The following is a 24,684-nucleotide window of genomic DNA, read 5'->3' on the forward strand; positions in this document are numbered from 1 at the left end:
AGGCGCTATTCCTTAGAAAAATACACGCAGTGACCTTTAAAGGATTCCTGCTCAAACTGGTAATGTTTATTCTGGCTTTTACACTGAATAAGCTTACCAATTAACTAGCAACTTGAATTAATTAATAAAATAAGAAAGACAAACGGGATCAGAATTACAAGAATGATCAATCCTGTCATGGAAGCAGATTTTGGTGAAGTATGGTATAAAAGCTCACTTGTTCAGGAGATCGCAGACGGCAGTAATTTTTTTATCTAAAAAACTTGTATATGGCTGCAACCTGCGGACTCCTGAACGGACTCGTTAAACTTTCAACTTTAAATATACCGGACAATGATCAGAATGTTTTACATCCGGGTAAATTTCCGCATCCTGCAAATTCTTTTTTAGCGGATCTGTAACATTAATGTAATCTATCCGCCAGCCCTTATTATTAAGCCGGACTGTCGGGAACCGCTGGCTCCACCAGCTATAGCGGTGTGGCTCGGGATGAAATTCCCGGAAAGTATCAATCCAGCCATTGTTAAAAAACTTTGTCATCCATTCTCTTTCTTCCGGCAAAAAACCAGATGATTTCTTATTTCCTTTGGGGTCATGTATATCAATTTCTTTATGCGCAATATTGTAATCTCCGCACACAATCAATTTGGGATATTTATTTTTTAGATGGTTGAGATATACGTAGAACTCATCAAGCCAGACATATTTAAAACTTTGCCTTTCGTCACCACTGGTCCCGGAAGGAAAATAGGCATTGATCAGACGAATGTCGCCAAAATCCAATTGTATCACTCTTCCTTCGTCATCGCTTACCGTATGGCCTGTACCATATTCAATTCCGGTGGGTTTTATTTTTGTAAACACAGCTACACCGCTGTATCCTTTTTTCTGTGCACTGAACCAATAATCCTCGTAGCCTAACGAATTAAAAATAGCATGATCTACATTTTCCTTGGCGGCCTTGGTTTCCTGGATACAAATAATATCAGCCGGATCAGTCTTTAACCAATCGACAAAGCCTTTATTGATAGCTGCCCTGATTCCATTCAAATTATAACTAATGATGCGCATGAAGCTGATATGTTTTAATTGTTTCAAAGTACAGTATATTTTACTGCATATCAAAATTGCGCAATCTTGTTAAAGTAGTAGTCACTGTGTTGAAATGTTTTATTTTTAATCACACAAAGAGATGAATAATGGAGAAAGTAAAAAGAATTATTCCAGCGAAAGAACATGTCTACCTGGAAGGTCCTAAAAGCCGTGGCTATGAATTATTATTTGCCTTCAAAGTTTTCAAACAATTTATAAAAGGTTTTCGGACGTTACATTTTGTCGGGCCCTGTATTACGGTATTCGGATCGGCCCGTTTTAAAGAGGATCACCCGTACTACCAGCAGGCAGTTGAGTTGGGAAAAAGGATTGCTCAATTGGGTTTTACTACCATGACCGGCGGCGGTCCGGGTATCATGGAAGCCGCTAACCGGGGAGCTTTTGAAAATGGCGGACAGTCAGTCGGGTGCAACATACAATTACCATTTGAGCAACAGAGTAATCCTTATCTGCATAAATCGGTAACCTTTGAGCATTTCTTTATCCGAAAAGTATTGCTGATAAAATACTCGTATGCCTTTATCATTATGCCCGGTGGGTTTGGAACCATGGATGAATTTTTTGAAACGCTTACGTTGGTACAAACAAAGACATTGACACAGTTTCCCATTGTATTATTTGGTAAAGAGTATTATAAAGAGATGATGGAAGCGATGAACGAGATGGCGGCAAAAGGTACCATTTCAAAAGAGGATATGAGCCTGGTATTAATCACCGATGACTTTGAGGAGGCCATGGATCATATCCGGCATTATATCACTACCAATTATAAGGTGATGCGAAGAAAGCGGACATGGGCATTATTAGAGAAGAGATAAGAACGATATTTTCACTTAAATTTTTGTTGCATCAATGGCAAATATTAATACCATCATTTTTGACCTCGGTGGAGTACTGATAGACTGGAATCCGCGATATGTTTTTGATGAAAACTATTTTGAGTCCGGGGAAAAGCGGGATTATTTTTTTAAAAATATTTGTACCAATGACTGGAATGAGGAACAGGATGCAGGTCGTTCAATCGTTGATGCTACACAAATGCTGGTGCAGCAATTCCCTGAATGGGAGTCTTCTATCCGTGATTATTATGGCCGCTGGACAGACATGCTGAAATCGCCTATTCCTGATACGGTAGAGATATTCCGGCAATTAAAAGAAAGCGGAAAGTATAAGATCTATGCATTGACGAACTGGCAAGCCGGGCTTTTTGATATTGCCCTGGTACGGTATAGCTTTCTTCATTGGTTTGATGGCCGGGTAGTGAGTGGAGAAGAGAAGACCAGGAAACCATTTCCTGAATTTTACCAGCGGTTACTGGACCGCTACAATGTCAATCCTTCCAACGCCTTGTTTATTGATGATAACCTGAGAAATGTAAAAGCTGCAGAGGAAATGGGAATAGCAAGTATACATTTTCATTCACCGCATCAGCTATCGAAGCGACTAAAAGAATCAAATATTTTGTGAGTAGCAAGATTGTTACATAAGAAAAAGCGGGGCAATTGTCCCGCTTTTTCTTATTCTAATATTGGCCGTAACCATCTTTCCATTTCTTCGGTCGATAATCCTTTTCTTTTAACATAATCCTCAAACTGGTCACGTTGAATTTTTCCTACGCCGAAATACTGGCTTTGTGGATGACTGAAATACCAGCCACAAACTGAAGCTGCAGGATACATAGCTAATGATTCGGTCAGATGAATACCGGTAGCCTCTTCGCCGCCCAGCAACTGGAAGAGCTTGTATTTTTCGGTATGATCCGGGCAGGCAGGATAACCGGGTGCGGGACGTATACCAACATATTCCTCTTTTATCAATTGCTCATTGGTAAGACTTTCTTCGTTTTGATATCCCCAATATTCTTTTCTCACTCTTTCATGCAACAGTTCGGCAAATGCTTCAGCAAACCGATCCGTCAACGCCTGCATCATGATCTTGTTATAATCATCATGTGCGGCTTCAAACTTTTTAATATGCGGTTCAATTCCCTGCATAGTAACTGAAAAAGCGCCAATATGATCTTTCTTTCCTGTTTCTCGTGGTGCAATAAAATCGGATAAAGACAAATTGGGTTGATTCGCTGCTTTTTTAATCTGCTGACGTAATGACTCCAATTTCATTTCTGACTTTTCACTTTTGACCTCGATAGTGTCCGGTGCTGTTGCATTCGCTTCCCAAAACCCAACCACTCCCTTTGGTATCAACCATTTTTCAGCCACAATCTTATCCAATAAAAGATTGGCGTCATTATACAATTTGGTAGCCTCTTTACCTACCACTTCATCGCTTAATATTTGTGGAAATTTTCCATGCATTTCCCAGGCAATGAAAAAAGGTTGCCAGTCAATATATTTCCTGATTTCACCTAAGTCGTAGCCATCAAAAATTTTTGTGCCAATGAAAGTTGGTGTCGGTGGCGTGTAATCCGACCAATCGATTTTTGCCGGGTTAGCCTGGGCGTTTGAAAAAGTTAAGTATTCCTTGGTCGATTTTTTATTGGCAAAATCTGTTTGTAGTTTGTTATACTCAGAGCTGATATTGGTTAAAAATGCAGCTTTTTGATCATTACTTAATAATGAACCCGCCACCGTTACACTTCGCGAAGCATCGAGCACATGCACTACGCCATTATCATATTGCGGGGCAATTTTTACGGCCGTATGCATCCTTGATGTAGTAGCCCCGCCAATCAATAAAGGCTGTTTCATTCCCCTGCGCTTCATTTCATGGGCCACGTGCACCATTTCATCTAACGAAGGAGTGATCAGCCCGCTTAAACCAATAATATCTGCATTTTCTTTAATGGCTGTATCTAAAATCTTGTCGGTGGGAACCATTACACCCAGGTCAATTACATCGTAGCCATTGCAACCTAATACGACGCCGACAATATTTTTACCGATATCATGCACATCGCCCTTGACAGTTGCCAGTAAAATTTTAGCGGCACCTGCGCCTTCTTCGTTAACAGTGCCTGCAGCAATATGGGCCTGGCGGCGTTCCTCTTTTTCTGCCTCAATATACGGAGTGAGGATGGCTACACTTTTTTTCATCACCCTTGCACTCTTTACTACCTGCGGCAAAAACATTTTACCGGCGCCAAACAAATCGCCCACTACATTCATTCCGTTCATTAGGGGCCCTTCAATAACGTCAAGTGGTTTGGGATATTTCTGTCTTGCTTCTTCTGTATCAATATCGATATAGTCGGTAATGCCATTGACCAATGAATGCTTCAATCGTTCTTCCACCGCGGTTGTTCTCCAGGTTTCGTCTTTGACTGTCTCTTTTCCTTTAGCCTTTACCGTTTCTGCAAAAGCAATCAGTTTCTCCGTTGCTTCATTATTGTCATTATTTCTGTTGAGGATCACATCTTCGCATAGTTCCCTGAGTTGCGGTTCTATTTCATCATATACCACCAATTGTCCCGCATTTACAATACCCATATCCATACCTGCTTTGATGGCATGCAACAGGAACACGGAATGCATCGCTTCCCGCACATGATCATTGCCGCGGAAAGAGAATGAAAGATTGCTGACACCACCACTTACTTTTGTCAGCGGCATCAGTTTTTTTATTTCTCTTGTTGCTTCAATGAAATCAACGCCGTAATTGTTATGTTCTTCAAGGCCTGTTGCAATGGCAAAGATGTTAGGGTCGAAAATGATATCCTGCGGATCATATCCTACCTGCTCTGTCAATATTTTGTAGGCCCGGTGGCAAATTTGTACTTTCCGGTCTTTTGTATCGGCTTGCCCCTGTTCATCAAACGCCATCACGATTACGGATGCACCATAGCTTTGACAAATGATAGCTTGCTGAATAAATTTCTCCTCCCCCTCTTTCATGGAGATGGAATTCACAATACATTTTCCCTGTACGCATTTCAGCCCTGCTTCGATGATTTCGAATTTGGAACTATCAAGCATGATGGGGATCTTGGCAATATCCGGTTCGCTTTGAACGAGGTTAATAAAAGTGGTCATTGCCTGTACACCATCCAGCAACGCATCGTCCATGTTTACATCCAACACCTGTGCACCGTTCTCCACCTGTTGGCGGGCAACACTCAATGCCTCTTCGTATTTATTTTCCCTGATTAGGCGGGCAAATTTTTTGGAGCCTGTTACATTGGTTCGTTCACCGACGTTGACAAAATTGGTTTCCGGCCTTACCACCAGTGGCTCCAGTCCTGAAAGGCGTAAATAGGGTTTTATGATTGTTTTTTCTGACATAATATTTTTTTGACGGCATGTAGAAGCTGGAAAGTTGAAACTATACCAGCTCTTTCTCCACTACCGGTAACACCCTTGGCTGTAAATTTTTTACATGTTCCCCAATATGACGGATATGATCCGGCGTAGTACCGCAGCAACCGCCAACTATATTCACAAAACCTTCCTTTGCCCAGTCTTCGAGGAAATGTGCTGTTTGCTCCGGTTGTTCATCATACTCTCCCATTGCATTGGGTAAGCCGGCATTGGGATAAGCAGACACATAGCAGGAAGCGATTTGCGATAACTCTTCAATGTGCGGACGCATTTCTTTAGCACCCAGCGCACAGTTCAGTCCAACGCTCAATGGCCTGGCGTGCATGATAGAGGTGTAAAATGCTTCCAACGTCTGGCCACTCAGCGTTCTGCCGGATGCATCGGTGATGGTACCGCTGATCATCACGGGCAGCTCAGGTTTTTTAGTATCCCTGAAATATTTTTTGATAGCGAAGATGGCGGCCTTTGCATTCAACGTATCAAAAATGGTTTCGATCAGCAATGCATCCACACCTCCTTCATCTAAGCCCCTCACCTGCTCGTAATAAGAGTCCACCACTTCATCGAAGGTAACGGCACGATAGCCGGGATTATTTACATCCGGCGACAGCGATAATGTTTTATTCAGTGGCCCGATAGCCCCTGCTACAAAACGTGGCTTTGAAAGGTCTTTGGCGGTATATTCATCCGCAGCCTTCCTGGCAATTTTTGCCCCTTCCACATTCATTTCAAAAGCGTAAGGCTCCAGTTCAAAATCTGCCTGTGCAATGCGGGTGGCAGCAAACGTATTGGTTTCAATAATATCGGCGCCGGCATCAAGATATTGCTTGTGAATGTCTTCAATGATCTGCGGCTGAGTAAGGTTCAAAATATCACTGTTGTTCTTTACATCCAGGTGCCAGTCTTTGAAACGATCACCCCGATAAGTGGCTTCTGTGGGCCTATGTTTTTGAATCATAGTGCCCATCGCTCCGTCAATGATGAGGATGCGTTTTTCCAATTCTTGTCTGATGCTCATACAAACTGTTTTTAGTTCCGGGCATCCCCGGATTTGATAGAATTGCCTGTTCCCTGCTCATCAGCGATCCGCTGCGGACGCAACAAATGCCTCGTAGCATTACCAGCGCTGGCCAATCAATAATTTTTTTGAACTGCTAAAACGTTGGGAAACTAAAAAGGGAGAGTTTCTTGGCGTTTATTAGTTCAGTTGTTTATACAGGCCGTACAATAAACAAATCCACCTGTGCGGTGCAAATCTACTACACTATCACTAATAAAAAAAACGCCGGTTAAGGACATGACAAACATGTAGGAGGAGCACGAATTCCTTTAGTGGTTTACATATTTTTCAACTGGCATCCTGTTTTGAAGGCTTCTCCCTAAGGTGAGTTCATCAGCATATTCCAATTCGCCACCAAAAGCGATTCCCCTGGCAATGGTGGTGATACGAACAGAAAATGGTTGCAGCTTTTTTTGAATATAATAAATGGTCGTATCGCCCTGGATATTAGGATTGAGAGCAAAAATGAGTTCTTCGGTTTTTTCCTTTTGCACCCGGTTAACAAGGGTTTCGATATGCAGTTGGTCAGGGCCAATACCATCCAACGGCGATATGACGCCACCCAATACATGATAGGTACCATTAAATTGTTGGGTACTTTCAATCGCAATTACATCGCGGATAGACTCAACTACGCAGATAATTTCCTGTTTGCGCATCGAGTTGGCGCAAATAGAGCAGATGTCCCCATCAGCCACATTGAAACAACGGTTACAAAATTTTATTTCGCTGCGCATTTTGGCAATAGTTTCACCAAAATGTTCTACATCATTGACGGTTTGTTTGAGCAGGTGCAATACCAAACGCAAAGCGGTTTTCTTTCCAATTCCGGGAAGTTTGGCAAACTCATTAACGGCATTTTCCAATAACGAAGACGAAAATTGCATGGCTCAAAATTACAAGAATCAATGAACAGAATGGCTTACCCGCCGATTGATTTGTTTATTTAAAATCTTCGATTAGGACTGGTTGTGTTTGGCCTGTTACCACCCGGTTGGTTGCGGTTTGGATTAGGTGATTGCGGTGAACGTGGCTCAGCCGGCGGTGCCGTTACATTGATATCAAACGAATTATCTAAACCGGGTCGCACATTGATGACACGGGAGACTGGCTTTACCAATTCAGGTTGTTTTCTTTCGCCAAAAAACTTACCGGCATCCCATACTCCATTTTTATTATCATCATTTAAAATGCGCAGGCTATACTCACCGGGCACAAAAATGCTTTGACTAAATGTTGCCGAAGCCAGGGGAAATGATTTTTTAATAGCACCACTTTGCACAAATAAGAGTACGGGATTTTTGGAAAGATCCAGGTTGCGCAGGCGCAAGGTCAGTTTGCCATAATCCCTGTTTTGTTTTGTCTTGAAATCGATGGTATCCGCTTTCAACAATTGTTGACCGAGTGTATCAGTTGCAAAATCTTTTTCCAGTATCAAATGATAAGAAACATTCTCCGTCCAGTTATAATTCAGCTTGACCACCTTCATAGTGCTATCTTTTTCCCAGCTGTAATCCGTTATGGGAGTGTAAGAGCTATCTCTTGTAAAATGAACTTTTGTTGAATCAAAAATTTTTAACGGAGTTTCAAATGTAAAGATGAATTTTTCCAGCAGATCCTGCGCGGGGCCAGCCAGGTTGGTGGAAAATTTCAAACGTTTTTCGGTTGATTTTTTTCCTCCTGATCCAACGGGAGGTGATTTTGTCTTTTCCGTTTCTTTTCCGGCATAGGCGTATAATGTAACGGGCCTGGCGCTTTCACCTGTAATGACGGCTGAATCAGCAAAGGCAAATAATTGTGCAGGGTTCAGATATCTATAGCTACCACCTTCATCATTCAACGCATACACATAAAAAGTGTCGGGTGGAAGATTTTTAAAACGAAAGTTACCGCGGTTGTCCAACCGTGTAATATATCTTGGTTTTTCTTTTATCACTGCTGAATCGATATTGCTGGTATGCAACATTACTGTCAGTGTCGTATCCACTTCCCCGGTTTCGGCCATTACCACATTGCCCGCAAGCGCTAATGAATCAAAGTAAGACCCGGTCGAAAAAATATAGGTGAAGTTTTTCAATACATTGGATTCATTCACGTCTTTAATGGTATTACCGAAATTGATGGAATAGGTAGTGTTGGGTTGAAGGGTATCCCGCAGTTTTACTGTAACAGTATTCAACTTACGGGTAACTGTTGGTGTATTACCGGGAATGGGAGAGACAATCAGTTCCTGCTGGTAATTATCTGCATTGACATATTCATCAAAAACAAGGGTAATCTTATTGTCAGAAAAATTGAGGCTTGAATCCAGCGGATCAGCCCTTCGTAAAACAGGAGGGAGGCTGTCTCTTGGTCCGCCTTCGGGCGGAATGATAGTAGCACAGCCTGTCTGAACCAGGATTTGTGGGATGAAAAGGATTGACAGGATAAAAGGAAAAAATATTTTTATCAGAATTGGCTTCTTCATAAATCAGTTTGCAAACTTAAGCGGTTTGGAATCAAACATATCCTCAAAATCCGTTAAATCCGGCAGAACTATGATTTGCCCCGGGTTAGAAGGATGAAGAGAGCAAAAAACTTCCTAACAATCCATTAAATCTATTAATCTTGGTTCTCTTGTTCTTCTTCTATCTCATGCAGGGCAATAGCCAGGTTATTTGTTTTAACAAAATTGCACCAGTGGCAATCCTCTTTGCCACAGCCAGTGTAAAAATCGTGGGCCTGTATTTTTTGCCAGGTTGAACTGATTTGCGCGGTGACAGTGGTGATATCCGCAGGAGTGATCACCAGTTTTTCTTTGCGGTAGTTTTTCTTTTTATCCGGTTCGATAAAATCAAATTCAGTGCTGATCACTTTCCAATCCTTTCCCGAATAATTGTCGACCAGGATCTTGTAAAAAACGGCTTGCCGCCAGTAGTCACCACCATTGGGTTCTTTATCATGCGGTCCTTTTAATTTTGGAATGGCTTTTTCGGGATCGCCGGTTTTATAGTCAACCACAACCACTTGCTTGCCATCAAACTCCAGCTTATCCAGTTTCCCTTTCAGCGGCACGTCCCTCACTACTACATTCCGGATATTTCTTTCGATCGCTACGATCTTATTAAATTGATGGATGTATTTATCGTAGTAGTTGGTCAACACCTCATGGCCATATTCCAACCGCCTGGCAAACTGTTCGGCTGTAAAACTTTCGCGGTGACGATGCATGTACCATTCGAAGTCATTGATAAACTCCAGCCTGGAGGGAAATTGCTCTTTGCCGCTTTCCTGCATTTTACGAAACAATTGCTCCAGCGCATAGTGTACCGAAGAGCCAAATTCAGTCGCTTCATTTTTAGGAGAAGGAATACGGACAAGATTTTTAAAATAAAACTCCAGCGGACATTTTAAATAATTGTTGAGCGCCGTAACGTTCATCGAGAATTTTTCCAACAATCGTTCTATGAACTCTTTTTCCAACCTTTCAATTTCCGGTGACGTTTCTTTGAATTGCAGGGAGGAGAAAGTGAAAATATCTTCATCGTTTAAGGTTACCGGTTGTGTTTTCAATTCGGGATGAAGATCCTGGATTTCAGCAATAAACATCGACGGTTCCAACTCTTTACCATCGTTTTTGTATTTGCTGAAAGAGATAAATAGATGTTGTTCTGCTCTTGTTAGTGCTACGTAAAAGAGGCGACGCAATTCTTCCTCGTCCTTGCTCTGTGGCTGGGAGCTAAACATGGTATCAGGTAAGCTATAGCCGCCACCAGGTTTGCGTTTCTTTTCCCATGATGAGGCGTTACAGCCTGCAAAGAATACATATTCAAACTCGAGACCTTTCGATCCGTGTGCTGTTAACAGGTTAACGCCTTTATCACTACCGCTCACCTGAGTTAACGGTAAAGCGATATTTTCTTTTTCCATCAGGTCGATGATATTGACCAATTGTTGCAGGCTGAGCAGCGGTTGGCGATGTGTTTCTTCTTTTACAAAATCAAATAAAGCGGTAATGACCTGCATTAACCATAGTTTATCCCCGCTTTGCATAATATGAGCCAGCACACCGGCCTGACGAATGATCTTTTCGAAAAGAACCTGCAGCGTTACGTTCGGCACCTCCTTTATTAATTGCTCGATTACAAGACTGGCGTTTTTTAACCCCTCGTGTATGGATACGCTGAAAAGATCTTTTGGCGGTGTACTGATCTTTTCCGTCAATAGCTGGCGCATCGACGTTTTGTTTTGCCCGAATTTTTTATCGGCCACTTCAATGCTCAATTTCGCTACCTCAATAGCGGGGATACTGAACCAGTCAAAATGTAAAATTTCAAAAAGCATTTCATCGCCGCCATAGGGCACATCATGTTCAGCCGCGAGATAGCGAAGTAATAAGATTATTTTTTGAGCTAAAGGAATTTCAAGAATGTTTAGCTTGCGTTTACTATAGACGGGAATATTCAGCAGCTGGCAATATTTTGTCAGCTCTTCGCCATATTTATTTTCTTTATAGATGACGCCGATTTTTCCGGGCGGTATCCCATTTTGTACCAGTTCCTGTAATTGCAGGGTAATAGCAATCATTTCCTGCTGCTGGTTTTCATACTCCCGGATGAGCGGTGGATGTGTGAAATGATTGATACGAAGATTGGACGAAAGGAGATCTTTGCTCAGGCCGGGCAATTGTTTTACCAGTCTTTCCTGGTTGCGGCCAATCAATGTTTTCGAGATGTCGAGTATGGGTTGCGTTGATCGGTAGTTATTGGTGAGCACCACTGTTAGAAGGCTATCCTTATAGCTGTCGGCAAACCCAATCATGTTTTCAACGTTAGCGCCCTGGAAACGATAAATGCTCTGGTCATCATCGCCTACAACAAATACGTTGGGCTTATCCCAATAATTGATCAGTAATTCAACAATCCGGTTTTGCGTACCACTGGTATCCTGGAACTCATCTACCAATATGTATTGATATTTTTCCTGGTAATTGGCGAGCAGGTTTTTATTTTCCTCGAAAGCCCTGATTACCCAATTGATCATATCATCAAAATCATAACGATTCTTTTTGCGCATCATTTGCTGGAAGCCATCAAACTCATTCACCGCCGCCCGGAGTTTTTCCATTTTTTCTTTTTGCTCTTCGATCTTGTCTTTTTTCAGATCGCCGGGTTGAAACTCCTTGTATTTTCTTTTATAAACAAACTCATCCCGGGTGAGAATATCGGCCAGGTATTTATCAATGCTTGCGTTGACGAACTCAGGCGTCCAGCCTTCCCTCTTCATCGTACTGAAAAGTGATTGCAGGTTATTGATCTCGAAATATACATCACCACGATAGCGTTTCAACGGGTGGTTTTTTGGAAAGGAATCGATGAGTTGTTTAAATAATTCAATTCGCTCCAATTCCGAAATGGGATCCAACGCCGTTTTTTCAAACAGGGAAAGATTTTCCTGGATCACATCATTACAAAAAGCATGGAACGTATAAATATTTACTTTATACGCATCCGGCCCGATAAATTGCAGCAACCTTTTTCGCATGGCCACCACACCTGCATCGGTATAGGTAAGGCAAAGAATATTTTCCGGTAGCGCATCTGTTTCCAATAATATTTTGCCAATGCGGCTTGCCAGTATTTGTGTTTTACCGGTGCCGGGCCCCGCAATAACCATTACAGGTCCTTCAATCGTTTCCACAGCTAATTTTTGCTGTTCGTTCAGCTTTGCAAACTCTTCCGCAAACTTTTTCTCCAGTCTTTCTTTATTCAGCGACATGATAAAATTTTGATAGCCGTATTTGTAAGTTTGTTGAAACGCATCATCTGCTTCAATCCTTGAAGCGGATGAACCAGCCATCCTGCAAATTTACAGGTGATCAGGGCACTGGCAGCCATAAAAAAAGGAGATAAAGTTTATCTCCTTGCCTGTTGAAATTTATTAGTTACTTGATTTTGGCTCGCTTATTTAATTCCTCTCCCGGCATTCGGCCAATCTGATTGTAATCCCGATTCGGAGAACCCACGATTTACTTTCAGGACAATAAAACTTCAGCCGGAATATTCAGTTCACGATGAAACAGTTTGGCTAATTCCAAAGTCAGGGTTTCTGTTTGTTTAAAAGAGCGGAAACATATCCCTTCGTGCCTACTTTTCCTACGTGGTCTTTATTTTTTAGTCCTTTTTCAAGCATTTTTAGCTTAATGACCGCTATCGGATCCGGAACTGGAACGGGGTAATGAGCATCCTCATACTGTTTTATCAACAACAAGGCTACCTGCAATTTTTCTCCTTTCGGAGTACTAGGTTTCACCTTTTTGTCAAAAAGTTCATCCACCCAGTCAAGATATTGCTGGTATTGCTTTTTTGTTTTAATTATTTTTAGTTCCATTCTTTTGGCGGTTTTAAAGTCCCCTTCGGGGGATTTAGGGGGCCTTGATCTTCGCCCTTTTATTTAATTCCTCTCTCGGCATCACAATCATCCTGCCGACCGGCTTACCATTCCGGTAAGTAATCACCTTCATGGCGCCCGCATCTTTGGGAACAGTGAGTGGCGCAATGTATTTTGGATAAAACTGATCAGGAAATGAATTGTCAAAACTATAATGTATATCCAGGCCGTCTACTTCAGTACTCATTTTTACGATCACCGTGCTGCTGTCTTTTTTGCTGACCTCAAAAATGGGATCGTACATGCTGGGCGCATACTTGGTTTGTGATTCATCAAAACGTTCAAAATGTTTTTCCACTCTTGACACAAAGCCATTCCAGTTTCTTTCTGTTTTGGGTGACCACAAGATCTCACTCACAGCAAAAGCCCTGGGCCAGGTCATATATTGCGCATGCCGCATATTATAGACTTGCTCTGTCCACAGGTTTGCCTGTCCACCTTTGATCAAAGCAGGATTAGCACCTTCGGGTAAGGGTTCAAACTGGTAGGTTTTCTTTAAACGTATCGATGAATAAACCGGGGGTTCGATAATGGCATCACCCTGCATCAGGTCGATGTAGACAAAGTCATTAGGACTCATCACCACTTCATGACCCAGCTTTGCAGCTTCCACACCGCCCTGTGCACCCCGCCAGCTCATTACCGCAGCACCCGGGGCGAGGCCGCCTTGCAAAATCTCATCCCAGCCGATCATTTTCTTTCCTTTTGATTCGATGATCTTCCCCATTCTTTTTACAAAATAGCTTTGTACTTCGTCCAGGTTCTTCAGTTTTTCTTTTTTCATCAGTGCTTTGATGGGTTCACTCTTTTCCCAAAAATTGCGGGCCGTTTCATCACCACCCATATGGATGTATTCAAATGGAAATAGCTGTGCTACTTCCGTAAACACCTTATCCATAAATCCATAAACTTTTTCATTGGCGGGACAAAGCGAGTTGTCGATCAAACCATAAAAATGACCACTGGGAGGCCAAACCATAAATGGCTCACCGGAATTCACTTCATACTTACCCGGCGTGCAGGTTGTCAATTCGGGATAAGCTGCGATAGCAGCCAAACTATGACCGGGAACATCCACTTCCGGGAGAATATCTACAAAACGATCTTTTGCGTATTGAACGATCTCCTTGATGTCTTCATGTGTATAAAAACCACCATAGGTCTTTGGTTCATTGGGTTCTGGCTTGGAGAATGTGTTAAACCTTCCCGTCTTATCAACTCTCCATGCACCAACTGATGTAAGCCTGGGCAAACTTTTTATTTCGATGCGCCAGCCCTGGTCGTCCGTAAGATGCCAGTGCAGCAGGTTGAATTTATATTTCACCATATCATCGATAAACTGCTTTACCTGTTCCTTGGTAAAAAAGTGCCGGGATACATCCAGCATTAAACCCCGCCAGCCAAAGCGTGGATGATCGGTGATCTGTACGGCAGGAATTTCCCATTTTTCTTTCTGCACTCTTTTTGTGCTTTCAATTTCTTTTGGTAATAATTGAAATAATGTTTGCAATCCATAAAATAAGCCGGCAGGTTCTGCTGCTTCCAATACTACATGTGTTGTTTTTACATCCAATGTATAACCTTCTTTAGGTATCGACTTGCCTGTTGACAATACTAAATTGATTCCTGTGGCCTGTGCATTTTCATTTTCACTTAGTTCAATTTTGCGGCCAGTCACCAGGCCGATTTTTTCAGCAAGCCGGGTTCCTATTTTTTTTACTTCAGGATTTTTTCCAACGTACACTGTCAGCGGATCAGGCAAAACAAAAGAACCTGTTTGCTTTACGAGAGACACCGGTTGAGGAATCAAAGCAATATCACCACTACCCGGTTGTGAATTGGCGACAAAGCAACTGTAAGCCAATAAGAACAGAAAGATTTTTTTCATATGTTTATTTGTTATTGCTTTTTAGCCATATGGAATTGATGAGTTCATTTGTTATTTTATTTTGGCCTCATCGAACTTTGTTTCGCCAAATAATCATCTACTGTTGGGGACGAGCATCGTCATGGCCATTTCATCATTCGTTATTTTTTGAAATAGTTTACAAGATAACTATTTGATCATAAAGAACAGGTTACAAAAAATATGTATGTATGGAGTGTTGTAAATAAAATTTTTCTTTGAATTCCCCCCTGGCCTGGCTTTGATTTATCCTGCTCCTGGTATATATTTGAGCGTTCCACCGTTTAAACCTCTGGCCAACATGTCCTACGGAAATGCAGCTATTTTTCTCCTCTTTATTTTTTCCCGGTCGCTTCCTTCCCCTGCGCAGCTAAACACCGTCTATTCCTTTCAGCAGGATGATAAAATTTTAAAGAATAATTACTACGAACAATCAGCAAAAAAGAAAACAATTTTTTTAGGGAATATTCAGAAAGAATATGCGGCCGATTATAAAAAAATTTATGAAGAGCAGTTTAAGGAAATAGCTTCATTGTGGCAAAGCGACCGTTCAGTTACATCCCCGGTTGAACACCAGTATTTACAATCCATAGTACAAAAAATAATTACTGTCAATCCTGAATTAAAGGGTACAGATGCCCGTATCATTTTTTCCCGTGACTATTGGCCCAATGCTTATAGCATGGGAGATGGCACGATAGCGATCAATGCCGGCCTGCTGATTTTTTTAGATAACGAGGCTGAATTGGTATTTGTGCTTTGCCATGAGCTGGCACATTATTACCTGCAACATACACCGCTTGCGATCAGGAAATATGTCGAAACAGTCAATAGCGAATCCTTTCAAAAGGAATTAAAGCGAATAGCAAAGACGGAGTTTGGAGTTAACCGGCAATTGGAACAGTTGGCAAAATCGTTTGCTTTTAGAAGCCGCCAGCATAGCCGGGAAAATGAAGCCGCAGCCGATAGGATGGCTTTTAGCTTTATGAAAAAAACAGGTTATGATTGCGGAGCTATAAAATCATCTCTCGAGCTATTGGATAAGGTGGATGATTCATTAATCTATAAACCACTTGACCTGCAGCAAATTTTTAATTTCCCTGCATACCCGTTCAAAAAAAAGTGGATACAGAAACAGTCCTCAATTTTTAGCCAGTTGGATGATAGCAAGACGACGGATACGCAAAAGGAAAGGGATTCGTTAAAAACGCATCCTGATTGTGCTAAACGGATTGCATTACTTAGCGACTCACTAGCAGCTTATACCGGCGGCCAAAAATTTCTTATCAATGAAACATTGTTCAAGAAACTAAAGAAAGATTTTTTCTGTGAAATGGCAGAGCAGTGTTACCGGGACAAGAACCTGAGCCGCAACTTATACTACAGCTTATTGTTGTTGCAGTCGCCGGAAAATAACGGGCTGGCTGTTTATTCGGTAGCAAGATGTCTCAACACCTTGTACGAAAATCAAAAAGAACACAAGCTCGGTTCAACAATCGACACGGAAAACAAAGCTTACCGGGAAGAGTATAATGTATTACTGCGGATGCTCGACCAGCTTCGATTGGATGAGATAGCCAGCCTTAACTACAATTTTTGCAAGCAATACGCTTCGCAAATAAAAACAGATAAAGGCTTTGAAGAGGAAATGCGAAAGGCACAAAACCTTATAAAGTAAAATTAAATCTATAACCAAACAACGACAAATGAGAAAACTAGTATTAGCGGCCGGACTTTTGCTGGCTGTCATGAACCTGAAAGCCCAGAAACTTTCGATTGAGAATGTGCACAAGGTACATCTCCGCAATTCCGACGCCATCAAAGAAGGCAGTGAAGTAAAGGGATATTATTTTTTTTATGTCAGTGATAAAATTGACAGAAAAACGAATGAATACACTTTGCAGATCACTGATAACAACCTGACCAAACTCAAGGACATTAAATTCCAGGATTCAAAACATGTCACCGTGCTGGAGTCATCTTTCAACGGCACTGATATCATCTTCTTAATTTATAATGATGATGCAAGAACCTTCGAATACCAGGTATATGGCGCCGATGGAAAAAAGAAGTACACTTACAATCGCCAGCTCACCAAAAAAGAGGAGCGGTATTTGGAGATGAGCTACCTGGCTAATGATGATGATGAGCGTAACTACAAAGGCTTGTACCCGATCGAAGGCAAAGGTTTTATCTCCAATATGCCAAGCCGCGAAGACAAAGACTATACCTTCCAGGTAGATTTCTTTTCAACAGAAAAAAGAAAGCAATGGACCTATACGCCAACAATGGGTGGCAAAAAATTCATTGGTGATTACCTCGGTTGTAATAATGGTGTCGTATATTTTGAAGTGCTGAAATTTGGCAGCCTGATGGATAGTAAGCCGGAATCTTCTATTGTAGGATTAAGCCTGGAGAGCGGTAAGCAGGTATTTGAAAAATCGACAGATGAGGGCAAATACAAGTTTTATCCTGCAAGTATGTCCTTGCTGAGCGATGGAAGGGCCGTGTTATTCGGCGAGTACTTCAACCCCAACGGTAACTTGATAAAAGATAAGTCGCTTGGCTTTGCCTTTTTAGGGATTGATGAAAAAGGCGCCATCACCAGTGAAAAATATTGTTCCTGGGATCTTGACCTGGGCAAGCATTTGAATGTGACAGCCAAAGGAAAAATAGATGAAATCGGGTTTATGTACCTGCATAATATCTTTCAAACAGCCGATGGAAATGTTTTTGCGATCGGTGAGGGTTATAAGAAAGTGGCCAGTGCATTGGGAATTGCCTCGAAAGTATTATCCATGGGAAGAAGCTCCGGAATTAGTACAGTGAAAGCAAAGGTTACCGACATGGTATTGATACGTTTTGACAAAGATTTTAACGTAAAAGATGCGAAAATCTATGACAAGAATGCTAATACCCAGGAGCTGCCCGGTGGGATGGAGTTTGTCAGTACGCCTATGATCGGCAAACTGCTGAAGTATACCTATGGAGAGTTTGATTATGCTTACTCACAAATCAATAAGGAAAACACTTCCTTTACCATTTGCTACAGCGACTATGTAAGAGGTAAAGATTACAAAGGAGGTACATTCAATTCCATTAGCTACAACGAAGGAAAGATTACAACCGATAAGATCAATACAAAGTCTGATGCCAGCAGTTCATCAGTAATGCCGGGCAAACAAGGCCAGGTATTGATTCTTGATTATTATAAAAAAGCAAAGAGACTGGATGCGCATTTTGAAAAGCTGAACTAGGAGTTTAAAGAGAAAAAGAGATAAAGAGACGGTCCGCCAATTGGCGAACCGTCTCTTTATTTTTGGCGAAACAGAGAAGGTTTCGAATGGCACCAAATAAAAAGAGGATGCCAAAATGAAGACATCCTCTTTTAACTCTTTCTCTCTTGATCTCTTAGCCTGGCATTCTTGAGATATATTTTTCAATTTGTTTGATCTGGTCAACGATCTGCGGCGTGGTTGGTTTCAGGGCCTTTGTTTTCCGGAAAAAATCCTTGGCGGCACGAAACTCTCTTTTGTTCATCATGATGCTGCACATTTGCAGGTAGGCGGCTGCTTCGTTTTCTTTATCCGGTAAACCTTTACGAATGGCGGAACGAATATAACTCTCCGCTTGTCTCAAATCATTTTTCTGCATGGCCAGCATTCCCATTTGCAACAGGCTGGCGCCTTCGGCTTCTTTCATGGGCATTCCCAGGTCAAGTCCTTTTTTCATCATTTTTTCAGCGCCGTCAAAATCCTGTTTCATCATAGCGATATTACCCTTCAGTGTATAATAAACAGAACGGATGGGTTTATACAGCAAATTGGGGAATTGAATGGAATTCAACACTTTTTCAGCCCCGTCCATATCGCCACTTTCCATATGCGACTGGATCAGGCGCAGCGGCCCGAAGAAGAAATGACCTAAAATCAGGATGAGGCCGATAAAGTAGAGCGGAAATGCAGGCCAGAAGCCGGCAGCATAATTGACGTAACCGCCCAACACTCCCAAACCAAGGCCAATCCAGAGGCGGTATTTTATCAATAAGTTATAAAACTTCATCTTTTTTAGTTAAGGCGGCAAAGGTAATGGACTGCCGGGAAAGAGAGAAATGAGAATGGTCAGGAGTTCGGAGTCAGGAGTCAATAGTTCGGAGTTCTGCCTGAAGCTGGAAACTTTGTTGAGCTTGTGAAATTTTATTTTGCTTTTTCTCTTTTGTTCTTGTCTCAAGGCTCCGGACTCCAGACTCCCGACTCTCACTCTTAGCTTTCTTCATCATAAAAAATCTTGTAATACTTCTTCCCCGTCATTTCATCCACACCTTTTTCGATCAGGTCACGCCGGCCATGAATATAGATATGAAAATTCTTATCCAGTTTTAAAACGCTTTTAAAAACCCGTTGCTGTTTTTTCACCGCGGCGAGGTGAATATCAAATTCATCTTCGATCTCAAATTGGCGGGAGGCTTCGAAGTTGCGTTTGTAATCCATAAAGCTGTTTACGACTTCGGGGTGATGGATCACTTCTTCTGTAAACTCCTGCAGGTTAAACTGCTCTTTGGTTTTGAAATAATCCATCGACCGGTTCAGCAGTTCCAACTGGTCGCTTTTGCTGACCTCGAATTTTTCAGTGTATTCGTTGGTGACAAAACTTTTGCAAAGGCTCAGGTATTTATCGGTGTGATGATAGCTGTCTGAAACAGGGCTTACCTGTAAAAAATCAGTAACCCAATATTGCGCATCCTGTTGTTTGTTGGTATTATCAACTACGCATACTTTGAAACCTTCAGCGGTATCAGTTTTAAACACCAGGCAACCTTTGTCCAGCTTGTTGATATTGATGCCTTCTTCCTGTGTCAGCTCCCAATCTTTTTCCCGCGGAAACAGTTTCAAAAATGTTTCCTTGGTTTCTGATTTGAAAATCCCGATAGCCTGTATGGTTTCTTTTTCAAATGGCACTTCGTCAAACAGGGCCACGTACAATTCGCCTTCCTTTACCTTGCTATGGGTGGATTTGCTGTAAAGAAATTGAGCCAGCAGAGCCGATTGTTCAATAAAGCTTTCCGGGTTTTCAAATAACCGGCTTATATATGTATAAACTTCGTTTAGCGAAAGATCGCTGAGATGGGTGAACTGGTACAGCTCATTTTCATTGAATGGTTTTAAGAAATAGCTGGTCAGCAGCCGGGTGACTATTTCATCATCGATCGTGAGTAGTTTATCAGAAAGTTGCAGCTCTTCACCCCGGCTGGGATTACCTATTTTATGAATGATCACTTTTTGTAATGCAACGCCGTCAATGCCCGTCATGCTTTTTTAATTAAGGCGGCGAAGATATGGCTAAGAGAAAAAAGAGAAAAAGTGGAAGTCTCTGTTTTCAAAATAGTCTTTGCGCCAGTGAAAAACCCGGGCCATAAAAAGTTTAAAGCAAAGAGGCTGGAATACTATACAGAAATTATCATTCTTTGGCATCATTGATCTCGATCCAGTAACCGTCCGGGTCTTTGAACCAGATCTGTTTGACGCCATCCACCCGCACCTGGATGCTTTTTTTCTGACCGGCCCAGTTCTCGTATTCAATATTGTGTTTGGCGAGGGATTTGGTAAACTCGTCCACCGACGCCACGGAAAAACAGAGGTGTGCATTCTTATTATGTACCGATGGGGCGGCGGCGCCGCTGATGACATGCAAATGACTCAATGGGCCAATGCTGAACCAGGTATGTTTGCCATCATGAAACGGTTCAGGAATAGTATCCAGTCCGATAATATCCCGGTAAAATGCCGTGCTTACCTGCAGGTCCACCACGTAAATAGCGATATGATTGAGACGGGCTTTGGCTTTGTTGGACTGTGCTGCCGAGTCAGCCGGGTTATAAAAAAATGCCATGAATGCCAGGGTATATATTAGAAATTGCTTTTTCATATGCCTGTTTAATTGGGCGAGAAAGATAGCACAATTAGCGCAGTAAATGTTGTAAGGAATTGGCCCGCCGCAATTGGGCCGAATATATTATTTTTGCCGCCCTGCTTGTTGAAAGCAAATGGTCCCGTAGTTCAATGGATAGAATACCTGCCTGCCGGCAGGCAGGGAAGTTTCCTAAACTTTTGATATAGGTTCGGAAGTGGCCAAATCAAAAGCAGAAGCGATATGATAACAGTATATGCCATTTTTAGTGAGGCGAATGGTGACATTTATGTGGGAATAACAAAAGATGCGGAGAAGCGACTAAAAGAGCATAACGCAGGAAAAAATAGGTACACGAAAGGCCTTAGGCCATGGAAAAATTTATATAGAGAATTGCAGCCGGATTATGAAGCTGCACGAAAAAGAGAAAAATATTTGAAATCAGGAGTTGGTAAAGAATTCCTGAAATCGCTGGTCCCGTAGTTCAATGGATAGAATAGAAGTTTCCTAAACTTTTGATACAGGTTCGATTCCTGTCGGGACTACTTTAAATAAATACAATTATCCATCGTATATCTTTGACCTCCACGAGGTTTAAAAACCTTGATTTTCATAGGGAACAATAAAAATCATCTTCATTGCACCGCAACAGGTTCATAAAAACTCTCCCACCTATTTTGTAGCTTTAATTCCGATTCTACCCTCCTGATTACTTCCCATTATTTACTCGTTCGTACTGGTGTAAAAAGCAAAAAAAATTATTTATGCAAGAAGAGTCAACCGCCACCCTTTTTTCGGTACCTGAAACAAATGGAATGATCATTTCGTCGCCCGAGCCCGGCTCCGTACAGGAAGCCCTCTTGTTTAAAAAAATACAGGAGCAATTCAAGGACCAGTTTGAAAAAGCATTCCCCGATAAGCTGGCGCCGAAGACAGTGATCATTATTCCTTCCCTAACCCTCGACCAGGAAATTCTGTCGAAGGTAAAAGGAGTGGTGCACTATGAAGAACGCCTGCTTTGCCTGCTGATGCTGCTGCGCATGCCTCGTACGCATGTCGTGTATGTCACCAGTACCACTATCGATCCCGCTATTATCGATTATTATTTGCATTTGCTTCCCGGTATCACCGGTTATCATGCTTTGCAACGGCTCACTTTATTGAGTTGTTATGATGCCTCATCCAAATCACTGACTGAAAAAATTCTCGAGCGGCCAAGGTTGATCGAACGGATAAAAAAGAGTATCCCGGAAGGTCATGCTGCACATATGGCTTGCTTTAATGTCACACATCATGAACGCAGCCTCGCCGTGCAATTGAATATTCCCATCTTTGGCTGCGACCCCGATCTGCTGAGCCTGGGCAGCAAAAGCAGCAGCCGTAAAATCTTCCGGGAGTGCGGGCTTCCTGTTCCGCCCGGTTTTGAAGATTTGTATACGACGGAAGATATCATTGGTGCATTGGCTACCTTAAAATCACAAAATCCAGCCCTGCGAAAAGCGGTGGTGAAAATAAACGATGGTTTTTCCGGCGAAGGCAATGGCATTTTTTCATTTGAAAATGCAGGGGAGCAATCCGATTGGAAACAATGGATAAACGAACAATTGAGCCAGCGACTGAAAATGGTAGCGGATGATCTGAGTTGTGATGCCTTCTTTAGCAAGTTCCGTGAGATGGGCGGCATTGTCGAAGCATTTGTAGAGGGGAATATAAAAGAATCTCCCTCGGTACAATGCCGGATCGACCCGGATGGTGTTTGCCGGGTGGTGTCTACCCATGATCAGTTACTCGGTGGCGAAAGCGGCCAGGTTTTTCTCGGCGCCTATTTTCCGGCACAACCAGCTTATGCTGTTGAGATCGGACGAATGGGAAAAAAAGTTGCAGAGGCTTTGCAGGCAAGAGGTGTGTTGGGACGATTTGCCGTTGATTTTATTTCGGTGCAGGAAGGTGATGAATGGAAACATTATGCTATCGAGATCAACCTGCGTAAAGGCGGCACCACGCATCCGCTACTGATGCTGCAGTTTCTAACCGATGGAGCCTACGATCCCGAAAAGGGATTGTATTATACCGCCAGCGGACAGGCCCGCTATTATTTCAGTTCAGATAATTTAAAAAGCGAACGATATATCGGGCTTACGCCACACGACCTGATCGATATTGCTATGATGAACGATTTGAACTATGACGGCACTCACCAGGAGGGGGTAATTTTTCACCTGATCGGCGCCCTGTCGCAGTTCGGCAAATTAGGGGTCATTTGTATCGGCAGTACAGCTGAACGGGCAAAAATGTATTATGACCAGATTGTGGCTGTGCTGGATAAAGAAGGAAGACATCCGCAGCTTGCACACTAAGCTTTTTTTTGCTTTCAATAATAACGCATTGAACAAATGAACCGTTAACTGGTTACTGGTGATAAGCCGACGTTGTTTTTGTCGTATTTTTTTGCCATTCCGATAGCCATCGGAACACGGATATAAGATGTTTTCATTGAATCCGTGGCAATTATTTAGCCTCCATTCCTGGTTGACATAATACTAGTTAAAAATTTTCTTGCAGGTTTGACTATTATCATTCCTACCGGGAAGGGTACATCCCAAATTTTAACGGTGTTACTTTTGTGTTCTATTTGAAGCGCTATGTTTCTATTGTGCCTATCTGGTTTGTTAGGGCCAAGTTCACATAAGGGCAACACGTGGGAGAAAAAAATTTCGAATGCATTTATCCGGAATTAATCGGCCGATAAAGAGCTACTATGTAGTAATTTTAAGGCTGGGTTCGTTTCTTACAAATTGAAATAGCTAGTGCCGGCCAATATGACAATATCATCGGGTTCACAAGAGACAAAATCCTCCGCTGCCGTTCCTATGCGACTAATCAGCGGAGGAAAAGAGTATTTTGATTTGTTACTGCAATTGATCGACCAGGCTGTTGAAAGCATTCATCTCCAAACTTATATTTTTAATGATGACGAAACGGGTGTGTTGGTAGCAAATGCACTGAAGAAAGCCAGCCATCGAAACGTGCAGGTGTACCTGTTGACAGATGGTTATGCTTCGCAGGCATTACACCGCAGGTTTATCGGTGAATTAAAAGAGGCGGGCATTCATTTCCGGTTTTTTGAACCCATTTTTAGAAGTCGTCGTTTTTATTTTGGCCGGCGAATGCATCATAAACTGGTGGTTGTGGATGCAAAATATGCGATGGTTGGCGGCATCAACATTGCCGACCGGTATAATGATTTTCCTGATAAAAAGGCCTGGCTGGATTTTGCCCTCTATGCAGAAGGCGATATAGCCAGGGAGCTTTGCCTGCTTTGCTGGAAAACCTGGTACGGGTACCCATCCATAATGGCGAAGACACCCTGTGAAAGGCCGGCCAATCTGCCGGCTGCAAATGGTGACGTGGAAATTGTGATGCGGCGTAATGATTGGGTGAGAGGAAAAAACCAGGTGTCAAAAACCTATCTTCAAATGCTGCACAATGCTGAATCCGGCGTCATCATTCTCTGCAGCTATTTTTTACCCGGCAAAGTCATCCGGCGAAATATAGTACAGGCAATTAAACGCGGCGTCAGTGTAAAAGTGATCGCTGCCGGCTCTTCCGATGTCATGCTGGCCAAGCATGCTGAACGATGGCTATACGATTGGTTGCTTCGGAACGGTGTTGAGTTATACGAATACCAGCAGAATGTGCTGCATGGTAAATTGGCTGTGTGTGATGATAAATGGATGACCATTGGCTCCTACAACATTAATGATATCAGTGCTTATGCCAGTATCGAACTAAACCTCGATGTACATCACACCGGTTTTGCAAAAGAAGTAAGGCAAAAGCTTGAAAAAATCATTAGCGAAGAGTGCATTCCCATTACAACCGAATATCACAGCCGAACAAAAAATATTTTCATTCAATTTGTTCGTTGGATCTCTTACCAGTTTATCAGGGTAGTATTTCGCCTGTTCACTTTTTATTTTAAAAGACTCAGTTAA

The 24,684-nt window shown here is 42.3% G+C and carries 18 protein-coding genes, 1 tRNA gene and 1 pseudogene; 9 read left to right on the top strand and 11 right to left on the bottom strand.

The genetic code is table 11. The features are described from left to right. Positions 1-104, top strand: a pseudogene (locus P2W73_RS26655) (IS982 family transposase); the annotation flags it as partial. Positions 105-303: 199 nt separating this feature from the next. Here the strand turns inward: P2W73_RS26655 and P2W73_RS24450 are convergent. Continuing rightward, positions 304-1,098: an exodeoxyribonuclease III gene (locus P2W73_RS24450; protein WP_276504733.1), complete on the bottom strand. Its 795-nt coding sequence runs from the start codon at positions 1,096-1,098 to the stop codon at positions 304-306. Positions 1,099-1,199: 101 nt separating this feature from the next. Between P2W73_RS24450 and P2W73_RS24455 the strand changes: the two genes are divergently transcribed. Then, a complete protein-coding gene (locus P2W73_RS24455; RefSeq protein ID WP_276504734.1) occupies positions 1,200-1,931 on the top strand; it encodes an LOG family protein in 732 nt (243 codons plus the stop codon). 34 nt (positions 1,932-1,965) lie between these two features. Further along, positions 1,966-2,580 (top strand): HAD family hydrolase, encoded by a 615-nt coding sequence (locus tag P2W73_RS24460; protein ID WP_276504735.1) that lies wholly within the window; start codon positions 1,966-1,968, stop codon positions 2,578-2,580. A 50-nt stretch (positions 2,581-2,630) separates the two neighbouring features. Here P2W73_RS24460 and metH read toward each other — a convergent pair whose 3' ends face one another. The 7 genes from metH to P2W73_RS24495 form a co-directional block, all read right to left on the bottom strand. Then, positions 2,631-5,351 carry a methionine synthase gene (gene metH, locus P2W73_RS24465; protein ID WP_276504736.1) on the bottom strand — a complete coding sequence of 907 codons (2,721 nt, stop codon included), beginning with the start codon at positions 5,349-5,351 and terminating at the stop codon, positions 2,631-2,633. Between the two features lie 40 nt (positions 5,352-5,391). Then, positions 5,392-6,405 (bottom strand): homocysteine S-methyltransferase family protein, encoded by a 1,014-nt coding sequence (locus tag P2W73_RS24470; protein WP_276504737.1) that lies wholly within the window; start codon positions 6,403-6,405, stop codon positions 5,392-5,394. Between the two features lie 311 nt (positions 6,406-6,716). Beyond that, positions 6,717-7,334: a recombination mediator RecR gene (gene recR / locus P2W73_RS24475; protein ID WP_276504738.1), complete on the bottom strand. Its 618-nt coding sequence runs from the start codon at positions 7,332-7,334 to the stop codon at positions 6,717-6,719. A 59-nt stretch (positions 7,335-7,393) separates the two neighbouring features. Beyond that, positions 7,394-8,914: an Ig-like domain-containing domain gene (locus tag P2W73_RS24480; protein WP_276504739.1), complete on the bottom strand. Its 1,521-nt coding sequence runs from the start codon at positions 8,912-8,914 to the stop codon at positions 7,394-7,396. 134 nt (positions 8,915-9,048) lie between these two features. Continuing rightward, a complete protein-coding gene (locus tag P2W73_RS24485; protein ID WP_276504740.1) occupies positions 9,049-12,285 on the bottom strand; it encodes an ATP-dependent helicase in 3,237 nt (1,078 codons plus the stop codon). Positions 12,286-12,525: 240 nt separating this feature from the next. After that, a complete protein-coding gene (locus P2W73_RS24490; protein ID WP_276504741.1) occupies positions 12,526-12,816 on the bottom strand; it encodes a helix-turn-helix domain-containing protein in 291 nt (96 codons plus the stop codon). A 34-nt stretch (positions 12,817-12,850) separates the two neighbouring features. Further along, positions 12,851-14,764 carry a beta-N-acetylhexosaminidase gene (locus P2W73_RS24495; RefSeq protein WP_276504742.1) on the bottom strand — a complete coding sequence of 638 codons (1,914 nt, stop codon included), beginning with the start codon at positions 14,762-14,764 and terminating at the stop codon, positions 12,851-12,853. Between the two features lie 319 nt (positions 14,765-15,083). On the opposite strand from P2W73_RS24495, the gene P2W73_RS24500 reads away from it, so the two are divergent. Together P2W73_RS24500 and P2W73_RS24505 are read left to right on the top strand one after the other, a co-directional pair. Continuing rightward, entirely contained in the window at positions 15,084-16,460 is a 1,377-nt protein-coding gene (locus tag P2W73_RS24500; protein ID WP_276504743.1) for a M48 family metallopeptidase, read from the top strand. Positions 16,461-16,488: 28 nt separating this feature from the next. Next, the gene (locus P2W73_RS24505) at positions 16,489-18,039 is read left to right on the top strand and encodes a DUF6770 family protein (protein ID WP_276504744.1); all 1,551 of its coding nucleotides are present in this window, start codon (positions 16,489-16,491) and stop codon (positions 18,037-18,039) included. A gap of 154 nt (positions 18,040-18,193) precedes the next feature. On the opposite strand, the gene P2W73_RS24510 is transcribed toward P2W73_RS24505, so the two are convergent. The 3 genes from P2W73_RS24510 to P2W73_RS24520 form a co-directional block, all read right to left on the bottom strand. After that, a complete protein-coding gene (locus P2W73_RS24510; protein ID WP_276504745.1) occupies positions 18,194-18,844 on the bottom strand; it encodes a tetratricopeptide repeat protein in 651 nt (216 codons plus the stop codon). 200 nt (positions 18,845-19,044) lie between these two features. Then, the gene (locus P2W73_RS24515; RefSeq protein ID WP_276504746.1) at positions 19,045-20,091 is read right to left on the bottom strand and encodes a nucleoid-associated protein; all 1,047 of its coding nucleotides are present in this window, start codon (positions 20,089-20,091) and stop codon (positions 19,045-19,047) included. A gap of 148 nt (positions 20,092-20,239) precedes the next feature. Further along, positions 20,240-20,707: a VOC family protein gene (locus P2W73_RS24520; RefSeq protein WP_276504747.1), complete on the bottom strand. Its 468-nt coding sequence runs from the start codon at positions 20,705-20,707 to the stop codon at positions 20,240-20,242. A gap of 225 nt (positions 20,708-20,932) precedes the next feature. Between P2W73_RS24520 and P2W73_RS24525 the strand changes: the two genes are divergently transcribed. The 4 genes from P2W73_RS24525 (at position 20,933) to P2W73_RS24540 (ending at position 24,684) form a co-directional block, all read left to right on the top strand. Continuing rightward, positions 20,933-21,172 (top strand): GIY-YIG nuclease family protein, encoded by a 240-nt coding sequence (locus tag P2W73_RS24525; RefSeq protein ID WP_276504748.1) that lies wholly within the window; start codon positions 20,933-20,935, stop codon positions 21,170-21,172. Beyond that, a tRNA-Arg gene (locus P2W73_RS24530) sits at positions 21,163-21,234 on the top strand. Before P2W73_RS24525 ends, P2W73_RS24530 begins: the two co-directional genes overlap by 10 nt. Positions 21,235-21,453: 219 nt before the next feature. After that, positions 21,454-23,046: a peptide ligase PGM1-related protein gene (locus P2W73_RS24535; protein ID WP_276504749.1), complete on the top strand. Its 1,593-nt coding sequence runs from the start codon at positions 21,454-21,456 to the stop codon at positions 23,044-23,046. 513 nt (positions 23,047-23,559) lie between these two features. Then, positions 23,560-24,684 (top strand): phospholipase D-like domain-containing protein, encoded by a 1,125-nt coding sequence (locus P2W73_RS24540; protein ID WP_276504750.1) that lies wholly within the window; start codon positions 23,560-23,562, stop codon positions 24,682-24,684.

It is taken from the genome of Terrimonas pollutisoli, assembly GCF_029360765.1.
In the GTDB taxonomy this organism is placed as follows: domain Bacteria; phylum Bacteroidota; class Bacteroidia; order Chitinophagales; family Chitinophagaceae; genus Terrimonas_B; species Terrimonas_B pollutisoli.